This is a genomic window from Geobacter sp. OR-1 (assembly GCF_000813145.1).
In the GTDB taxonomy this organism is placed as follows: Bacteria; Desulfobacterota; Desulfuromonadia; order Geobacterales; family DSM-12255; genus Geoanaerobacter.
Genome location: NZ_BAZF01000001.1, coordinates 210,461 through 228,318, shown reverse-complemented (window position 1 = coordinate 228,318; position 17,858 = coordinate 210,461). Strand labels below are relative to the sequence as shown.

Here is a 17,858-nt window from a genome sequence, read left to right as displayed (position 1 = left end):
CCGCGGATAAGGTGTTTCATCTGTTTTCGAGAAACTGCTCGTAGTACTGGTTCAATCTCTCGACCAGCCGTTCCCAGTCATGGCCGGAAGCGGTCTCTGCCGCAGCTTTGGCCATCCGGTCACGCCTTGACTGGTCCAAGAGCTGCAGGATCGCATTGGCAGCGGTGTCGCTGTCTTCCGGCGCCGAGGTGATATAGCCGTTTGTCCCGTTGACCACCAGGTCTTTTGCCCCGACATTGGGGGAGAGCAGCACCGGCAAACCGGCGGCCATCGCCTCCAGCACCACCATGCCGAAGGTATCGAACCTGGAGAGCATGACAAAGGCGTCGGCTCCCCGGTAATACCGCTCGATGCAGGCTGTCCGGGGGCCGGCGAACACGATGTCGCTTGCTACGCCGTTGCTGGCGGCAATGGCACGGTATTTGGCCTCATTCCCCCGACCGACGACCAGCAGGCGGATCGCTGCTCCCGGCCGGGCCGCTTTTGCCTTTGCCAGGGCGGCGATGATCGTGTCCAGCCCCTTGACCTCGAAGTTCATCCCGACAAAGAGCAGCAGGAAGTCGTCCGCCCCGATGCCATGCCCGGCGCGGACCTCTTTACGGCAGGAATCGCGGTCCGGGCTGTTGAAGCGCTCAAACTCCACCCCTGGATGCATCAACTCCCAGCTGCCGGGGAGCTGGCCGTAACAGTCGCGGAATTTGTCGGTCGCAATGGCAGATACCGGCAGAAACAGGCTGCTGCCGCCGTTTTTCAGCATCTGCCGTTCGATCGCGATCGCTCCCCGGTCCGACAGGCTGGGAAACCGCTTCTTCCGGACCTCGCGCACCCAGAACTCATGCGGGGTGCCGTGCAGGGAGACGATGTCGGCACGGAAAATCCGCTCATGGGTGTGGATCAGGTCAAAGCTGCCACGCTCGATCATCCGTTGTGCGAACCAGGGGAAGACATAAGGGCGCAGGGATCGCGGAAAGCTGATGAACGGGACCTTGTGGAATTTTACCGGTGAGCCGGGCGCCGTTTCCCATCGATTGGCAAAGACATGGAATTCGTAGCGCCCCTGGCGTGCCAGCCGCTCGGTAACCTCGAAAACAAACCGCTCCCCGCCGCCGACCAGGCCGTATTTCGGAACCACGACCGCGATTCTCGGTTTTTCGCCATATGAATTGAGGATAGTGCCCATAAAATTGAGGCCTTATAAATACACGCGCTGTGGCGGCAAGTCAATCTTATTGCACGGTCCCGGTAGCGGTTCCATGGGGTAACTCCCTGGATTGGCACGGTTTGTCGCCGGCCGAAACGAGTAACTTGGCAAGAAGCGCCCGGTTCTGATATAGTTGGCACCCTGCAGTTTTCGGAAGAGGTTCAACGCTCCGTTGCTGCTGGCATTATCGATGGTCGGAAAGATCGTGAAACATCCTAAGGTATTGATCGTAAAAATGAGCGCCCTCGGCGATGTGGTGCACGCCCTGGCGGTGCTGGATTATCTGCACCAGGTCCGCCCCGGTATCGAGATCGGGTGGGTGGTCGAGGAACGGTTCCGGGAGTTGCTGGAGGGGAATCCGCTGCTGGCCCATCTCCATCTGATCCGGACCAGGGAGTGGAAAAAGCGGCCGTTGGCCCTCAAAAACTGGCGTGAGGCGAGCCGGCTCCGCGAAGAGATCATGGCCTGCGAATATGATATCGCCTTTGATCTGCAGACCAACACCAAGAGCGGCATCGTTGCCTGGCTTTCCGGGGCGCCGCGCCGGGTGGGGGTTGCGCCGGATCAGGCCCGGGAACCGCTGAACCGCTATTTCATGACCTCGTCGGTTGCAATAAGAAGGCAGGACTACCACGTGACGGACCGGTGCCTGCGGATCGTCTCTTCGGCATTCGGCCGCGATTACAGCGGGATGCAGTTCTCGACCGATATTCATACAGGGGTCGAGGAGGAGCGGGAGGCCGAGGCGTACCTGGCAACCCTTGGTGACGGCTTCGTGGTCCTGATTCATCCGGGCACCACCTGGGGAACCAAGATGTGGCACGAGAGCGGGTGGATCGAGCTGGGACAGAAGGTGCTTGGAGAGTTCAGCGACAGCTCCATCCTGCTGTCGTCGGCCGGAGAAGCAGAACGAGCCATGGCGGAACGGGTTGCCGCCGGGATCGGGGGGCAGACCAGGGTTCTCCCGGCCATGTCGCTGAAACGGCTGGCCGCAATCATGCGCAAGGTCGATCTGGTCGTTGGGTGTGACAGCGGGCCGGTCCATATGGCCGCGGCAGTCGGCACCCCGACGCTTTCGCTTTACCGGGCCACGGACGGCCGGCGTACCGGCCCGCGCGGCGAATCGCATCTTACGGTGCAGTCGCCGCTCAAATGCACCGACTGCCTGAACAAGCAGTGTGATAGCGATCAGGATTGCCGTTCGAGTATTTCGGTCGACACGATGATCGCAGGGGTGCGAAAACTGTTGCTGCGAACCGCATCTCCCGGGCCGCAGGCATGAAGATCGCCATTGTCCGGCTCTCGTCGCTGGGAGACATCGTCTTCTGCATGGCGTCGCTCCAGCTGATCCGGAGCCGGTTCCCGGACGCGGAGATCACCTGGGTGGCGGACGCCAAGTTTGCCGACATCCTTGATTACAATCCGGATATCCAACGGGTGGTCAAGCTCGGTCTGAAAGGGCTGAAAGGGCGCTTCACCTGGGGCGCGTTCCGGGGGGAACTGCGAAAACTGCAGGGCCTCGGCCCGTTTGACCTGGTGATCGACATGCACGGGATGCTGAAGTCGGCCCTGGTCTCCAGGATGCTTGGCGGACCGGTTACCGGGCTGCACCCGGCCGTTGCCAAGGAGCCGCTGGCAACGCTAGCCTACGGGCGGCGCGTGCGGGTTCCAGATGATCTTATCGGCGTCGGCAGGTATGCAACTCTGACCGCCGCTGCCCTCGGTTTCGAGGTGACGCCGGAGGAGCTGGCAAACCGCTCGCCATACCTGTTTGCAGGTGAGGATGATCAGGCGTTTGTCAGGCAATATTTCTCTGGTCCCGCCCCCCATCTGCTGCTGGTGGCCGGGACCAGCATCGGTTACAAGAACTACCCGGCCGGCTCTTTTGCCGCGGTCGCGCAAGGGGTGAATGCCAAGGTGCTTATCTGCCACGGCAACGACCGGGAAGAGGAGACGGCCAGGGAGATTGCTCGACAGGCGTCTAATGCCGCGCTTCTTCCCAGGCTGACCATCAACCGGCTCAAGGCGGCCATCGGGCAGGCAGACCTGGTCATCGGCGGGGATACGGGGCCGACCCATATCGCCTGGGGGATGAACGTCCCGTCCATCGCCCTGTTCGGCGCCACGCCGGCCAACTGCATAATTCCGACGGACCGGAACCGGGTCATTGCCTCTGGCCGCAATCACGGCAGACCGGACCCGGCCGACCTTTCGGTACAGAACATCCCCCCTGCCGATGTTGTAGCGCTGGCACGGGAACTTCTGGCAAAATACTCACTGGAGCACCAATGAAACCGAAGCGTATCGATCTTTCCGGGGTCAGGACCTACCCCCTTTCCGAGCGGAAAAACAAGACAGTCATGACCCGGGACAAGTCCGGCGAGATTAGGGGCGGGATGACCGTTGCCGAGCTTCTCGCCGCCATGCCTGACCAGCTCGGGTCCCAGGCGCTCAATGGGGTCATAGACGCCATCGTTGCGGCGCGGCAGAAGGGGAAGCCGGTCATAATGGCCATGGGCGCCCATGTCATCAAATGCGGCCTGCAGCCGGTGCTGAAAAGCCTGGTCGAGGCCGGCGCCATCACCGCCTTTGCCTTGAACGGCGCCGGTTCGATCCATGACTACGAGATCTCACTCATCGGTGAGACCAGCGAGGATGTCGGTGCGGTCCTGCATGCCGGGCTGTTCGGCATGGCCGAGGAGACTGGCCGCGACATCAACGGTGCGCTGAAAGAAGGGGTGGCGGCCGGGTTGGGGTACGGCGAGGCGGTCGGCAGGTTCATCAATGCCCACAAAAATCCCCATCGGGACTGGAGTCTCCTGGCGCTCTGCGAGGAGCGCGGGGTACCGGTCACGGTCCATGTCGCAGTCGGCACCGACATCATCCATCAGCATGCCGCGGCAGACGGCGCCGTCATCGGCGAGGCGAGTTTCCGGGATTTCCGGCTCCTGACCGCCATCGTAGCGGAACTGGGGGACGGCGGCGTCTATCTCAACGTCGGGAGCGCGGTGCTGCTGCCGGAGGTGTTCCTCAAGGCGCTTTCCATAGCCCAGAACCTGGGGCATCACGTGGACAACTTCACCACGGTCAACATGGATATGCAGCAGCATTACCGCCCCCTGCAGAACGTGGTCAAGCGCCCCACGGCAGGCAAGAGCATGGGGTACACCATCACCGGGCACCACGAGATCATGCTGCCGCTGCTGGCCGCCGGAGTATTGGATAGAATCGGAGGTAACCGTGGATAGACGAGCGGTCGAATCGCTGTTTGCCGGCGCAGGGGAGATCCGGGCCCTGGTAATCGGGGATCTGATGCTGGACGAATATCTCTGGGGGGTTACGGATCGGATTTCGCCCGAGGCGCCGGTGCAGGTGGTGGACGTCAAGCGGGAGGAGTTGCGGCTCGGCGGCGCCGGGAACGTCGTCAACAACCTGGTGGCCCTGGGGTGCCGGGTGACGGCCTGCAGCATCATCGGCGACGACGAGAACGGCCGGCTGCTGCTGGACGAGTTTGCCGCCAGGGGGGTCGATACTGCCGGCGTGTTCGTCGATCCGGCGCGCAAGACCAGCAAGAAGACCCGGGTCGTTGCCTCCAACCAGCAGATCGTCAGGATCGACCGGGAGACGCGCGGGGCAATCAGCAGCGAGAGTGAGCGCCGGCTCGTGGAGTTCATCCGGAGCGCCGCCGGGGAATGCCGGGTCATCCTGGTCTCCGACTACCTGAAAGGGGTGCTGACTCCCGGCGTCCTAGGGGCTCTGGCCGATTTCGGCAGGGAGGCCGGCATTCCGGTGGTGGTTGACCCCAAGGGGACCGATTACGGCCGGTACAGCGGCGTTACCATCCTGACCCCGAACCGCAAGGAGGCCGAAGCAGCCACCGGGATCGCAATTACCGATGACGGGTCTCTTTGCACCGCTGCCCGGCAGCTGCTCGATGGCGCCGCCCTGGACGCGCTGCTGATCACCCGCAGCGAGCAGGGGATGTCGCTGTTCATGGGGGACGGCCGGACCGAGCATATCCCGACCGTTGCCCGCGAGGTCTTCGACGTCACCGGCGCCGGGGACACGGTGCTGGCAATGCTCGGCCTGGCTCTGGCCGGCGGCATGCCGTTCAGCGAGGCGGCGCGGCTCGCCAATGTCGCCGCCGGCATTGCAGTCGGCAAGGTCGGGACATCGACCGTCACCCCGGGCGAGATCATTGCCGAGGTCGGCAGGGGGCATCTCGACAGCGATGCCAAGATCAAGAACCTGGATGTCATGAAGAGGGTGGCCGGCGAGGCCAGGAACCGGGGCCAGCGGATAGTGTTCACCAACGGCTGCTTCGACCTGATCCATGTCGGCCATGTGAAATACCTGCAGAAGGCGAGATCACTCGGCGATCTGCTGGTGCTCGGGCTGAACAGCGATGCCTCGGTGCGGCGGCTAAAAGGGGAGAAGCGGCCGCTGATAAACCAGGACGAGCGGGCGCACCTGCTCGCAGCACTCGACTGCGTCGATTACGTCGTGATCTTCGACGAGGATACCCCGCTGCAGCTGATCGAGGCGGTCCGGCCTGATGTGCTGGTCAAGGGTGGCGACTACACCCGCGAAGGGGTAGTGGGTCACGAACAGGTGGAGTCGTGGGGCGGCCGGGTGGAACTGGTGGAGTTCGTGGACGGCCGGTCGACCAGCGGGATCATAGAGAAAATCGTGGAGCGGTACAGCTGAAAAATTAAAGTAAGTTGACAATCCGTTTGATACTCTAGTATCTTCACCGTATACGTCTGGACAGGGTTGGACCAATTCATTTCATGCACAAAGCCTTAATCGCACTGATCATAACCGTATTTGTCCTGAGTTCCGCTATCGGCAACCTTTGCTCCGACGTCCATGCCGGCTCGGTCTGCTCGCCTGCGGCAATCAGCGCCTGCGACGACAATGCTGATACCCCATCCGATAACGCGCCGGCTGATCCCGACCATGACGATCACTCCGACGGCGGTCATTGCGACGACTGCTGCGGCTGCTCATGCAACAGATCCGCTGTCAACAACCTCATCTCTCTCAAGTACTCACCCCTGGTAGTATCCCTTTCATGTATTGAGCCTGTGTCACAGTTTCCTGAAGTGTTTCTTCCAAAGTTTGTTCCGCCTGAAAGTCTCTCCTGATCAAAAGTGAGGCCTAACTGCGCCTTGTGCCGGGGACGAGCTCCGTTCTCCGGCAGAGCGTGCCTACTTTGCCTCGATCCATCCATCTTCATCGCAATCAAGAACCAATGTCAGAAGGAGGTTATTCCCTTGGGAACAACTGCATTTGCACGGGGGGCTTTGCTCCTGGTGCTCGGAAGCGGGTCTGTTTTATCGTCAACACCGGTGCTGGCAGAGGAGCAGACGCTGTCACTCTCCCGGGTCATCGAATATTCGCTGCAAAATAATGGCGACCTCAAAGCCTTTCGCGAGGGAAAAGGTATCCGTGATAGCGGTAAGGTCAGGGCGGGACTATTGCCGAATCCAACGTTCGATTTGGAAGCAGGCACCGGCGCCTTGACCGGCAGCAGCGATGAGAGCAGCCTGTCCATCGGGGTGTCCCAGGAGTTTCTCCTTGCCGCTAAAAGGGAGAAGCGCCGGCTAGTCGCTGATCACGAGCTGGAGATCTATCGCTGGCAGCTGGCCGACCGGGAACGGCTGATCCGCGCAGAGGTGCAGGCGGCATTCTATGATGTCATTCTGGCCGAACAACGGATCGCCTTGGCAGACCGCGCCATCGCACTCAATCGCCAGCTTCTGGATGTGACCAGGGAGCGGCTGGCTGCCGGGGATATACCGGAACTGGAGATGAACCTGGTAAAGGTCGAGCTGGCGCGGAGCGAAGGGGCCAGAATCGATGTTGCGAGGGCACTGAATCAGAATCGGGCGAAGCTCCTGTCGTTTATGGGGGTCCCGATCGGGGAGCAATATACGCTTTCCGGAAAACTCGAGTCCGCACCAATCCTGACAAAAACAGCGGCCAGCCTGAAGGAACTCGCTCTCAGTCAGCGCCCCGACCTGAAGGCGCTGGAAGCGGAAAAATACAGGGGCGAAGCAGAGATCGCCCTGGCCCGGGCCGAGGGGGTTCCAAACCTCACAGCCGGGGTGGCGGTCAGGCGCGATACGACAGCCATGGAGATCGGCGGGGCGGAGGGGAAGGATACGGCCTACACCATCGGTTTGAAGCTGTCGATCCCCATTCCCCTGTTCGACAGAAACCAGGCCGGGGTGCAGGAAGCCCAAGCAAGACGGAGCAGCGTTGAAACCCCGTTTGCTGGCCGCCGGCAGGGATGTCGAACGGGAGATCGAAACTGCCTGCGCCAACCTTCAGAACAGCGAAAAAATCCTGTCCCTGTACACGACCAGTATTATCCCCCAACTTGAAGAAAACCTGCAGCTGACCCGGGAAGCCTATAGTCTTGGCGAGGTCGGCATTCTGGCCGTCATCCAGGAGCAGAAAAAATTCTTCGAGATCAATGAAGGTTATCTGTCGGCGCTGCATGACCGGCAGACAGCCATGGTCAGGCTGGAGGCGGCGGTGGGGAGCGCGTTGGAATAATGAACTCGTAGGGGCGCTGCTTGCCGCGCCCAATGTTTTGAGCCGGGCGCAGCAAGCAGCGCCCCTACAGAATCGTCAACAACATCGGAGGCATCAGTGAACAAAAAGTCAATCATCATCGGACTCGTCCTGGCAGTCGCGCTGGGCGGTGGCCTTTACTATCGCTCTACCCAGACCGAAAGAGGCGGGACTGAGCATGCGGAACATAAGGAAGCCGGTCACAAGGAAGAAAAGGGCGGCGAACATGGCGAACACAAGGGCGAGAAAGAAGGGGATGCAGGCCACTCCGAGCATGGCGAGGCGGGGTGTGTCGAGATGACTGCCGAGGTGCAGAAACAGAATGGTGTGGTTGTCGTTTCGGCAAAAAAACAGAGGCTGGCAGGCGTCATTAGCGTTACCGGCAAAGTTGAGGCCAATGCCGACCGGATCGCCCATGTTTCACCACGTATCAGCGGCAAGATCGTCAGCGTCAAGGCTTCTCTGGGTGACAGCGTGGCTGCCGGACAATCCCTGGCGACCCTGGACAGCGTTGAACTGGGCGAGGCCCTCAACCGTTACCAGCAGTCCAGGACCAAACTGGCCCTGGCCCAGTCCAACATGGACCGGATCAAGGCCCTGGTGGAGAAGAAGATTGCGGCACGCAAGGATATCCTCCAGGCCGAGACCGATTACAAGACCAGCCAGACCGAGCTGCATACCGACGAGGAACGGCTGTCGATGTATGGCGTCGCGCCGGCCGAGCTTAAAGGCGATGGCCGCAAAAAGCCGCTGCTGCCGGTCCGCTCCCCCATCAGTGGCATCATCACCGAGAAGCACGCCATTGTCGGCGAACTTGCCGACCCATCCAAGAGCCTCTATACCGTGGCCGACCTCTCTTCGGTCTGGGTCATGGTTGACATCAACGAAAAAGACCTGGCCAAGGTGCACAAGGGGCAGGCGGCAACCGTTACGGTCGGCGCCTTTCCCGACCAGAAACTGAAAGGGCGCATCACCTACATCGCCGACCTGGTCAACGAGGCGACCCGCACGGTCAAGGCAAGGGTCGAGGTCGCCAATCCCGGGAGAAAATTGAAGCCGGAGATGTTCGCCACGGTCGAACTGGCGCTGGCCGCTGATGCGCCGCCGGTCCTGGCCGTTCCCGAAGATGCGGTACAGGATCTGGATGGCAAGAAGGTGATCTTTGTCGCGGAAAGCGCAGCCGAGTTTGCGGTCCGCCAGGTTCAGCCGGGCCGGTTGGCAAGCGGCATGGTCGAGATTGCTTCCGGCCTGAAGGAGGGGGAGCGCTACGCCGTCAAAGGCGCGTTCATTCTCAAATCGGAACTGAAGAAGGGCGAAGTTGTCGGTGATACCTGCGGGAGTGAAAAAAAACTGACGAATGATGCCATTGCTCCATTCCAGCTGTTTTTCTATTTCAGAACAGAAGCGAGGTATTGATGCTAGAGAAACTGATTGCCTATACCTTACGGCAGAAGGGGATGATCCTATTCCTGTCGCTGCTGATAATTGCGTTCGGATTATACTCGTATCTGCGCTTGCCGATTGACGCCTTTCCGGATGTCACCAACATCCAGGTCGAAGTGGTAAGCCACGCCGATGGCCTGTCGGCAATAGAGATCGAGCGGAACGTGACCTACCCGATCGAGATGGCGATGCGCGGCCTGCCGGATATCGAACAGTTGCGTTCGGTCACCAAGTTCGGCCTGTCGATTGTCACCATCGTCTTCAAGGACAATGTGGATATCTATTTTGCGCGGCAGCTGGTGTTCGAGCGGTTGGCAGAGGCGCGGGAAAAGGTTCCCAAGGGGGTCGAGGTCGCCATGGGGCCGATCGGCACTGCCATGGGGGAGATCTACCAGTACACCCTCGAAGGAAAGATGCCGCAAGATCCGCAAGCCAAGCTGGCTTGGCTGACCGATCTGCGCACAATCCAGGAGTGGATCGTCACCCCGCAGTTGAAGAGCGTCGCCGGAGTGAACGAGATCAACTCCTTTGGCGGTTATTTCAAGCAGTATCAGGTGATAGTGGCCCCGGAGAAGCTGCTGAAGTACGGGATAACCGTTGATGATGTCTATTCCGCCATCGGCAGCAACAACGAAAATGTCGGCGGCAATCTCCTGGAGCGGGGCACTGACCAGTACATTGTCCGCGGGGTCGGTCTGATAAAGGATGTCAGCGACATCGAAAGCATTGTCCTCAAATCCGCAGGCGGCAGTCCGACGTATATCCGCGACGTGGCACAGGTGAAGGTCGGCGAGGCGGTTCGGATGGGCGCGGCCATGAAGGACGGCAAGGATGAGTGTGTCGGCGGCATCGTCATGATGCTGCGGGGCGAAAACAGCCGCGACGTTGTGCGGAGGGTCGCGGCAAAAGTCAAAGAGATGAATGAAAACAACGTGCTTCCCGAAGGGATCAAACTGGTTCCCTATTACGACCGGAGCGACATTGTGAAGGCGAGCGTCAACACGGTCAACAAGGCGCTGCTGGAAGGCTCCATCCTGGTGCTGATCGTGCTGTATCTGCTCTTGAACAGTTTCCGGGGGAGTGTTGTCGTTCTCATCGCATTACCGCTATCGCTTCTGGCCACCTTCATCGTGATGAAACTGGCCGGCATCACCGCCAACCTGATGTCGCTCGGCGGACTGACGATCTCCATCGGCATGATCATCGATACGACCATCATCCAGGTGGAAAACGTCCAGCGCCATCTGAGCGAAGAGGGGGGGCGGCATCCGAAATTGCTGACCGTGCTGAAAGCGGTCATGGAAGTCCGGAAACCGAGCATCTTCGGCGAGCTGATCATTGCCCTGACCTTTGTCCCGATTCTATCCCTGGAAGGTATCGAAGGAAAGATGTTCAGCCCGCTGGCCATAACCGTGGCGATTGCCCTGCTGGCGTCGCTGTTCCTGTCGATATTCGTCATCCCGGTCCTCTGCATTTTATTCCTGAAACCGCACCCGGAAAAAGAGAGCTTTATCATGCGGCATGCCAGCAGGCTCTACCTGCCGCTGCTGGACTATGCCATGAACAGAAAGCAGATAGTGCTGGGTGTTGCCGCTATGCTGCTGGTTGTTTCGCTCTTTCTGGTAACCCGGCTGGGAACGGAGTTCATCCCGATCATGGATGAAGGCTCGTTCGACATGGATGTTGCCATGCTCCCCGGTGTCTCCCTGGCCAAGGCCATGGAAGTAAACCAGATGGCTGCTGCCAGGCTGAAGCAGTTTCCGGAACTTGATACTATCGTGGGGCGGACCGGCCAGACCGGGGTCGCCCTGGATACCAGGGGTTCGGACAAGACCGGCTATGTGGGGATATTCAAGCCGAAGAGCGAATGGAAACGGGACATATCGAAAGAAGAGCTGACCAACGAAATGCGCAAGTCCCTGGAATCGGTCGCCGGGATCACCTTCGGCTTCAGCCAGCCGATCCAGTGCCGGATCGACGAACTCGTTGCCGGTACCCGGGCCCAGTTGATCCTCAAACTCTTTGGCGAAGATATAGACGTGCTCAGCGAAAAATCGGCCGAGATCGCCAGGGTGCTCGCCACCGTAAAGGGGGGGACCGACCTGAATGCGGAAAAGGTAACTGGCCAGCCGTACCTGACCGTAAACATCGACCGGTCGCGAATTGCCCGGTATGGCCTCAATATCAGCGATGTCCAGAAGGTGATCGAAATTGCGGTTGCCGGCAAAGCGGCATCGCAGCTGTTTGAGGAAAACCGCAGCTTTGACATCTCGGTCCGTCTGCCGGAAGAGAAAAGGAATTCCCTGGAAGCGATCAGGAATCTGCTGATCACCACCAAGACCGGGATCAATGTGCCGCTCGAACAGCTGGCAGAGGTGAAGATGATCGAGGGGCCGGCCCAGATCAGCCGCCAGGACGGGGTGAGACGGATCGGGATCGAGATGAACATCACCGGCAGGGATATCGGCAGTTTCGTCAGCGAGGCCAAGCAGAAGATCAGGGCGCAGGTCAAGCTGCCGGCCGGGTATTACCTCACCTGGGGGGGGCAGTTCGAGAATCAGCAGCGGGCCATGAACAAACTGATGATCATCGGACCGGTCGCCATCGGCTTGATCCTGCTGCTTCTCTACATTACCTTCAGATCGATCCGGCTGGCGCTGCTGGTCATTTCCAACCTGCCGTTTGCCTTGATCGGCGGGGTCTTTGCCCTTTTCATCTCCGGCCAATATCTGTCGGTTCCGGCGTCGGTCGGGTTTGTCGTCCTGTTCGGCGTTGCCGTGCTGAACGGGCTGGTCCTGGTCTCACGCATTGCGCAACTGCGTGACGAGGGGCTCGGCCTGGAAGAGGCGATCAGGAAGGGAAGCCTGGACCGGTTGCGTCCGGTAATGATGACTGCATCCATCGCGATCTTCAGTCTGATACCGATGCTTCTTGCAGGTGGAGCCGGGTCTGAGATCCAAAAGCCGTTGGCGACCGTCGTGGTTGGTGGTTTGGTAACATCGACCTTGCTTACTCTGCTGATCATCCCGTCGGTGTACGGCTGGTTTGAAAAGAGAAAAATCGAGGAAGAGATGTAATTGCATTGCATTACATTGCGGGATCACAACAAAGGTTAGGGAGAGTTCCATGAAAGAGATAAAAGCCATTATAAGACCTGCGAAATTACTGGAAGTAACCGAGGAGCTTCATGAAATTGACGGGCTGCCGGGTGTGACGATCTCGGAGATCAAAGGATTTGGCAAAAGCAGGGCCAGAAATGCCGCAGATAAAGTCATGTATGAGATGGTGGAATTCATTCCGCGGATTCAACTGGAAGTCGTTGTCGATGACGAGATGGTTGACGATGTTGTCAACGTGATTCAGAAATATGCCCATACCGGTAATACCGGTGACGGAAAAATATTCGTCTCAACGATTGATGAGATAATTAAGATCAGAACAAATGAGCGGGGCAAAGATGCAATTTGAACATTGCGCCCTATCTCAAGTTCGGCCTTTGGTTAAACATATTGCGACATCGGACAAGGAGAAGAAAATGAAAAAGGTAATGACGCTCTGTGCAATTACTCTCTGCATCCCGATTTTTGCAGGCTGCGCAACCAGCCTCTGCAAGCAGGCAGCGACAAGCAGCCGTAGCGATGTATTCATTGAGGTCAGTGACAGTACGCCGGTCGCGGCAGGGGAGTCGGAGCTGAGCATGTCTGCAAGCCTGAAAACCCACAGGGAATTTGATTGCCCGATCAATCCGGAGCATTCTCACGGTACGCCGGACTACAGGCTGCTGATCAATATCGATGGCCAGGCGCTTCCCATAACCGGGGAGTTTAAGGAGGAAAACCTTACCGGTTCCAGTATCGGCGATCCGGAGAGTGGCATTGGCATCAGGTACACCTTCAGGAAGAGGTTACGTCTCTCAGCCGGTCAACACCGGCTGATCGTCAGCCTCCCGGATGACGGCATTGCCGTAACCAGAGATATCCAGCTTGATGCAAAGTCCGTCAACAGTCTCGGTATTGAACCGGTCTATAATTTAAGATCCGGTGCCCGGCGTTCGGCAGCTCTCCCTGCCGCATGCTTCAATGAGGGGATCAAATCAATCAGGCTTAACTTGAATGGCCGGGAGATTTAGGGTTGCTGATTCTTCCCGAAACAAAATGTTGCATCCGAGCGGCAGAAAGTTCCCTGGTCACTTCTGGCCGTTTATGCCGTTCACCTGAGCGTACTGGTCATTTTATCGGTGCCATCATCGGTTAATTCGTAAGGGGGCGATTTAAGCCTCCTTTTTATTGCACTTTGTCTGGAGCGCAGAATAGAAATTGACAAACCGTAAATTGATAATTATTATCAATTTCAATTTACGGCACTAGAGGGACAGCTACGCTTTTACATGTAGTTTTCGCCGATGATTTCAACATGTTTATTAAAGTTAGATGCCCAAGCTAAATTAACCACATAGGAGGGATTCATGAAGTTGTCTAAAGCGCTGCCCTGTTTGATTCTCGCTGGCTTGTTGCTCGCAAGCAAACCCGGATTCGCGGAAGAGGTGAAGAAGATTCAGGACAACTCTTTCTTGCTGGAAGAGGCTTACAATCAGGAGGACGGCGTCATACAACACATTCAGGTCTTTCAGTACATGAAGAAATCCAAAGACTGGCTGTATTCATTCACCCAGGAGTGGCCCGTTCCAAAACAGGCGAATCAATTATCGTATGTCATCCCGGTAAATCATCTGCATGAGGGGGACGGTACAGGCATCGGCGACGTACTTCTGAATTATCGTTATCAAGCGATAATGCAGGACAGAATTGCATTGGCTCCCCGTTTTTCGCTCATTCTACCAACCGGCGATTACAAAAAGGGACTTGGCACCGACACGGTAGGATACCAGGTGAACATGCCGCTGAGCGTGGAGCTTTCCGACAAACTGGTGACCCATTGGAACATGGGGGCGACCTATACCCCTCGCGCCAAGGATGCTGCCGGTGACAAGGCGAATGTCCGCAGTTTCAACTATGGAGCCAGTCTTATTTACCTGATGAATGAGAACTTTAACCTGATGCTGGAAACGGCCGGAACCAGCACGGAAACATCCCGGGTAAATGGTATGAAGACAACCGAAAGCACGTTTTTTATCAACCCCGGGGTGCGTTTCGCAATAAACTGCAAGTCAGGTCTGCAGATTGTTCCGGGGCTCTCAGTGCCAATCGGTGTTGGCCCTTCGGAAGGCGAATACGGAGGGTTACTTTACCTTTCCTTTGAACATCCATTGTTTTAATACGGTCATGCCTGGTTGATGGAGGGAGGTAGCCAGAAGGCAATCTCCTTTCTTTGTGCTGGTTAAAAATGAGGGAATCAATGAACTGTTTTATCCGGCATTTGGTCTGTTTTTTCATAATAAGCTGCTTCTCAACGCCATTGTGGGCGGGGACGGGTGAAGATTCAATCCAGGAGCAGGCAGCTGGAAGTCATTTGCCGGGCAAGGAGATTGAAATGTTGCCGGCTGAATCGGAAGAGCCGGCTTTCCTCTACAAAATCGGCTTGTCCGGATTTGGCAGAGGGGAGGCTGCCGGTAACTTCTCTCTGTCTGATGCAGCCTTTGTGGGTGATCATGGCGAAGGACGCTTCATTTATCGGATAATGCCATATCTGTATTGGCACCCTACCGACTATTTTAATCTCCATGTCGAAGGGCAGGGGTTTGGCTTTGCCGGCGGCGCTAACCAGGACTCCGATAAATATTCCCTTTATCAGGGGTTCGCTGATGTCAGATGGCCGGGAAGTGAAATCCTGTCGGTGAGACTCGGCAGACAGGAGTTCAATTACGGCAGCGGCTTCATTCTCGGCAATGATGAGTTTAATGACGGGCTCTCGTTCGATGCCGTGCAATTGCGGATCAAACCGATTGATCCGATCAAAATCGATCTACTTGCTGGTTCGTATGCGAAGCCGTTATCCAACGGAGTCGACGGAAACCTGGCCGGAATCTATGCTACCTATTCTTTGTCATCTGGAAATGATATTGAAGCGTACTTTTTCCGGGATACCGGCTCAGAAAATCACAGATCCGGTGAAAAGCTGTATGTCTGGGGTAGCCGGTTCACGGTCAGGAATGAGCCGATTTCAGTCGAATTTGAACCTGTTTACGAGTCTGGCCTGCAATTCAACGAAAATACGGGTGGCTACGATAGAATCAGCGCTTATGGCGGCCATTTCGATTTGAATGTCGAGTCGGCATTACAAGGCTTCAAGAACACGTTTATTTTGAGTTACGCCTATGGTTCCGGGAGCAGGGACGCGGCTAATGGCTCCAGATTCAACAGGGAATTCCGTAATCCCAACAATTATGCGTCATTCCTTGAGTACATAAGCGTTGTGGGAGACCTGTCGGGAATTGATGCCGGAGATCACCATGCCAGCGGCCTGCAGGTTTATACTCTTGGCTGGGGGGTCGACCTGTCCAAGAGGTTCAACTTTGCAATCACTGGTCACTATTATCAGGCCAACAACGTTGAAGAAGGATTCAGCCGCAATCTTGGCCTGGAAACGAATTACCGGCTCACCTGGAATGTTCTGGACAGCCTGTCTGTTATCCTTTCCTACGACCGTTTCTTTACCGGCGGTTTTTTCCGTGATGCCGGCGCCAGCGGCGATGTTGACATCTGCTACCTTATGGCACAATTCGACATCTCTTCCGCAAAGCCTGTGAAGGGGAACCTGCCGAAATAACAGCAGAGATTGAGGCTGCAATAACGGGCAAAGTCGGACAGGCTACTGCCGGCACGGTAATAAATTCTTGCCGCCGGCACCTTGACGCGCCGCTGCTTCTGTGCCATAAACAGCATCATGATAAAGCGCCAGACGACAATCAACAGGATCTTCAAGATTACCGGCATCGGGCTACACAGCGGGAAGGATGTCACGCTGGAATTCCTCCCGCGGCGTGAGCCCGGGATCGCGTTTGTCAGCAATGGCAGCCTCATCCCGGCGCGCTACGACCATGTTGCCGATACCCGGCTCTCAACGCAGATCGCCTCTGAAAGCGCTTCCATTGCCACCATTGAGCATCTGATGGCGGCTTTTTATTTTGCCGGGGTTACCAACTGCCTGATTTATATCGACGGTCCGGAAATCCCGATCCTGGACGGTTCGGCCTGGGAGTTTTACCACGAGATGTGGCGTGCCGGGGTGTATGAATTTCCGGAAACCGGGGTTTACCTCCAGGTGCTGAAGCCGGTGGAGGTCCGCAATAACGATGCCTGGATCCGGGTCAAGCCGCTCAATACCCTGGATATTACCATGTCCATTGATTTCCGGGAGCCTGTTGGTAAGCAGAAGAAGCGGGTGACGGATGTTGAAAACGCCTTTTCCATTATAAACTCCCGCACCTTTGGCTTCCTTGAAGAACTTGAGGCGATCCAGAGAGCAGGTCTGGCAAAGGGGGCGTCCCTTGACAATGCTGTGGCTATCGGCGAGGACAGCATCGTAAATCCTGATGGCTTGCGTTACAAGAAGGAGCTGGTAAACCACAAGATCCTCGACTGTATCGGCGATCTCTATACCAGCGGCTATAGAATCCTGGGCAAGGTCGAGGCGTTCAAGACCGGTCATTACCTGAACAACCTCCTGCTACGCGAGATATTCGCGTCTTCCGATAACTACGCAATCTATTGAAATAAATATCTCAGTACCGTTGGTTTTCAAGTGCCATTCATAATCGAAGTAACCGAACAGGATATCCGCCGGGAGAAGGACAAGGCGCGCGAGCTGCGGAAAACCCGCTGGTGGCAGAACATAATTGCCAAAGGGGTCTGTCACTGGTGCGGCGAGAGCTTTCCGAAAGAGGAACTCACCATGGACCATGTGGTTCCGATTACGCGCGGCGGCTCGAGCAGCCGCGGGAACCTGGTGCCTGCCTGCAAGGAGTGCAACAGCCGGAAGAAATACCTCCTGCCCCTGGAGTGGGAGGAATGGCTTAACAGTGCAAAGGATGAAAAATGAGGGGTGGAATAAGCACAAAGCCCTATAAAGCGGTGATTTACGACTGCGACGGGGTAATGTTCGACTCCTTTGACGCCAACCTGAGGTTTTACCAGCGGATCATGGCGATCATGGGGCGCCAGCCCCTGGACACCGCGGATTCTGAGCATATGCGGGTGCTGCACACCTTTGCCAACAGGGAGGTTCTTGCGTATTTCTTTCCCGAACCGGCCGAGTTCATGGCTGCGGTGGCAGCGGCGGCAGCCATTGATTACCGGGAACTGGTGCCGTTCATGATCATGGAAGAGGGGTTTCGCGAGACTCTCGATCAACTGAGCGGAAAGGTGGCGCTGGCGGTCTGCACCAACCGCTCCACCTCAATGGACATGGTGCTCGAATCTTTCGGCCTGACCGGGTATTTCGGCTGCGTGATGACCGCCAGCAAGGTCTCCAGGCCGAAACCGCATCCTGAGCCACTTTTCAAGGTGCTGGACCATTACGGCATCGCTCCTGACGAGGCGCTGTTCGTGGGGGACTCCGAGGTGGACCGCATGGCTGCGGAGTCCGCCGGGGTCCCATTTATCGCCTACAAAGCCGGTTTCCCGGCCGTTGCCCGCATAGACCGTCATATCGATATCCTGTCATTTCTATAGTT

At 57.3% G+C, this 17,858-nt stretch carries 17 protein-coding genes; 16 read left to right on the top strand and 1 reads right to left on the bottom strand.

Annotation, left to right across the window (positions count from 1 at the left end):
- Nucleotides 1–16: 16 nt before the first annotated feature.
- Complete coding sequence (locus OR1_RS00945; protein ID WP_041969390.1) at nt 17–1,180, bottom strand: glycosyltransferase family 4 protein; 1,164 nt, start codon at nt 1,178–1,180, stop codon at nt 17–19.
- Nucleotides 1,181–1,406: 226 nt separating this feature from the next.
- Here OR1_RS00945 and waaC (OR1_RS00940) point away from each other — a divergent pair, with 226 nt between their 5' ends.
- The 16 genes from waaC (OR1_RS00940) (at nt 1,407) to OR1_RS00865 (ending at nt 17,856) form a co-directional block, all read left to right on the top strand.
- Nucleotides 1,407–2,483, top strand: a complete 1,077-nt coding sequence (gene waaC / locus OR1_RS00940) for a lipopolysaccharide heptosyltransferase I (RefSeq protein WP_237754189.1) — start codon at nt 1,407–1,409, stop codon at nt 2,481–2,483.
- Nucleotides 2,480–3,493, top strand: coding sequence for a lipopolysaccharide heptosyltransferase I (gene waaC, locus OR1_RS00935; RefSeq protein ID WP_041969389.1), 1,014 nt, complete (start codon nt 2,480–2,482; stop codon nt 3,491–3,493). The genes waaC (OR1_RS00940) and waaC (OR1_RS00935) overlap by 4 nt, the downstream gene beginning before the upstream one ends.
- Complete coding sequence (locus OR1_RS00930; RefSeq protein ID WP_041969388.1) at nt 3,490–4,449, top strand: hypothetical protein; 960 nt, start codon at nt 3,490–3,492, stop codon at nt 4,447–4,449. Before waaC (OR1_RS00935) ends, OR1_RS00930 begins: the two co-directional genes overlap by 4 nt.
- Nucleotides 4,442–5,908, top strand: a complete 1,467-nt coding sequence (rfaE1, locus tag OR1_RS00925; RefSeq protein WP_041969387.1) for a D-glycero-beta-D-manno-heptose-7-phosphate kinase — start codon at nt 4,442–4,444, stop codon at nt 5,906–5,908. Before OR1_RS00930 ends, rfaE1 begins: the two co-directional genes overlap by 8 nt.
- An 83-nt stretch (nt 5,909–5,991) precedes the next feature.
- Entirely contained in the window at nt 5,992–6,348 is a 357-nt protein-coding gene (locus OR1_RS21895) for a hypothetical protein (RefSeq protein ID WP_152609768.1), read from the top strand.
- A gap of 129 nt (nt 6,349–6,477) precedes the next feature.
- Nucleotides 6,478–7,590, top strand: coding sequence for a TolC family protein (locus OR1_RS00910; RefSeq protein WP_272946182.1), 1,113 nt, complete (start codon nt 6,478–6,480; stop codon nt 7,588–7,590).
- Complete coding sequence (locus OR1_RS22975) at nt 7,478–7,765, top strand: TolC family protein (RefSeq protein ID WP_272946183.1); 288 nt, start codon at nt 7,478–7,480, stop codon at nt 7,763–7,765. The genes OR1_RS00910 and OR1_RS22975 overlap by 113 nt, the downstream gene beginning before the upstream one ends.
- Nucleotides 7,766–7,861: 96 nt before the next feature.
- On the top strand, nt 7,862–9,199 hold the full coding sequence (locus OR1_RS00905; protein WP_082002743.1) for an efflux RND transporter periplasmic adaptor subunit: 1,338 nt from the start codon (nt 7,862–7,864) through the stop codon (nt 9,197–9,199).
- A complete protein-coding gene (locus tag OR1_RS00900; RefSeq protein ID WP_041969384.1) occupies nt 9,199–12,303 on the top strand; it encodes an efflux RND transporter permease subunit in 3,105 nt (1,034 codons plus the stop codon). Before OR1_RS00905 ends, OR1_RS00900 begins: the two co-directional genes overlap by 1 nt.
- Nucleotides 12,304–12,352: 49 nt before the next feature.
- Nucleotides 12,353–12,694: a P-II family nitrogen regulator gene (locus tag OR1_RS00895; RefSeq protein ID WP_041969383.1), complete on the top strand. Its 342-nt coding sequence runs from the start codon at nt 12,353–12,355 to the stop codon at nt 12,692–12,694.
- Nucleotides 12,695–12,761: 67 nt separating this feature from the next.
- Complete coding sequence (locus OR1_RS00890) at nt 12,762–13,355, top strand: hypothetical protein (protein ID WP_041969382.1); 594 nt, start codon at nt 12,762–12,764, stop codon at nt 13,353–13,355.
- 336 nt (nt 13,356–13,691) lie between these two features.
- On the top strand, nt 13,692–14,501 hold the full coding sequence (locus tag OR1_RS00885; RefSeq protein ID WP_041969381.1) for a transporter: 810 nt from the start codon (nt 13,692–13,694) through the stop codon (nt 14,499–14,501).
- 215 nt (nt 14,502–14,716) lie between these two features.
- Nucleotides 14,717–15,952: an alginate export family protein gene (locus OR1_RS00880; protein WP_052440177.1), complete on the top strand. Its 1,236-nt coding sequence runs from the start codon at nt 14,717–14,719 to the stop codon at nt 15,950–15,952.
- Nucleotides 15,953–16,069: 117 nt separating this feature from the next.
- On the top strand, nt 16,070–16,897 hold the full coding sequence (gene lpxC, locus OR1_RS00875; protein WP_041969380.1) for a UDP-3-O-acyl-N-acetylglucosamine deacetylase: 828 nt from the start codon (nt 16,070–16,072) through the stop codon (nt 16,895–16,897).
- Between the two features lie 30 nt (nt 16,898–16,927).
- Nucleotides 16,928–17,224, top strand: coding sequence for an HNH endonuclease (locus tag OR1_RS00870; protein WP_041969379.1), 297 nt, complete (start codon nt 16,928–16,930; stop codon nt 17,222–17,224).
- Nucleotides 17,221–17,856 (top strand): HAD family hydrolase, encoded by a 636-nt coding sequence (locus tag OR1_RS00865; protein ID WP_041969378.1) that lies wholly within the window; start codon nt 17,221–17,223, stop codon nt 17,854–17,856. Before OR1_RS00870 ends, OR1_RS00865 begins: the two co-directional genes overlap by 4 nt.
- The last annotated feature ends 2 nt before the right edge of the window (nt 17,857–17,858 follow it).

Bases quoted from the DNA above. Each gene is read 5' to 3' on its own strand.
- OR1_RS00900 (WP_041969384.1), top strand. From the start codon at position 9,199: ATGCTAGAGAAACTGATTGCCTATACCTTACGGCAGAAGGGGATGATC.
- OR1_RS00930 (WP_041969388.1), top strand. From the start codon at position 3,490: ATGAAACCGAAGCGTATCGATCTTTCCGGGGTCAGGACCTACCCCCTT.
- OR1_RS21895 (WP_152609768.1), top strand. From the start codon at position 5,992: ATGCACAAAGCCTTAATCGCACTGATCATAACCGTATTTGTCCTGAGT.
- OR1_RS00885 (WP_041969381.1), top strand. From the start codon at position 13,692: ATGAAGTTGTCTAAAGCGCTGCCCTGTTTGATTCTCGCTGGCTTGTTG.
- OR1_RS00895 (WP_041969383.1), top strand. From the start codon at position 12,353: ATGAAAGAGATAAAAGCCATTATAAGACCTGCGAAATTACTGGAAGTA.
- OR1_RS00890 (WP_041969382.1), top strand. From the start codon at position 12,762: ATGAAAAAGGTAATGACGCTCTGTGCAATTACTCTCTGCATCCCGATT.
- OR1_RS00945 (WP_041969390.1), bottom strand. From the start codon at position 1,180: ATGGGCACTATCCTCAATTCATATGGCGAAAAACCGAGAATCGCGGTC.
- lpxC (WP_041969380.1), top strand. From the start codon at position 16,070: ATGATAAAGCGCCAGACGACAATCAACAGGATCTTCAAGATTACCGGC.
- OR1_RS00880 (WP_052440177.1), top strand. From the start codon at position 14,717: ATGTTGCCGGCTGAATCGGAAGAGCCGGCTTTCCTCTACAAAATCGGC.
- waaC (WP_041969389.1), top strand. From the start codon at position 2,480: ATGAAGATCGCCATTGTCCGGCTCTCGTCGCTGGGAGACATCGTCTTC.
- OR1_RS00865 (WP_041969378.1), top strand. From the start codon at position 17,221: ATGAGGGGTGGAATAAGCACAAAGCCCTATAAAGCGGTGATTTACGAC.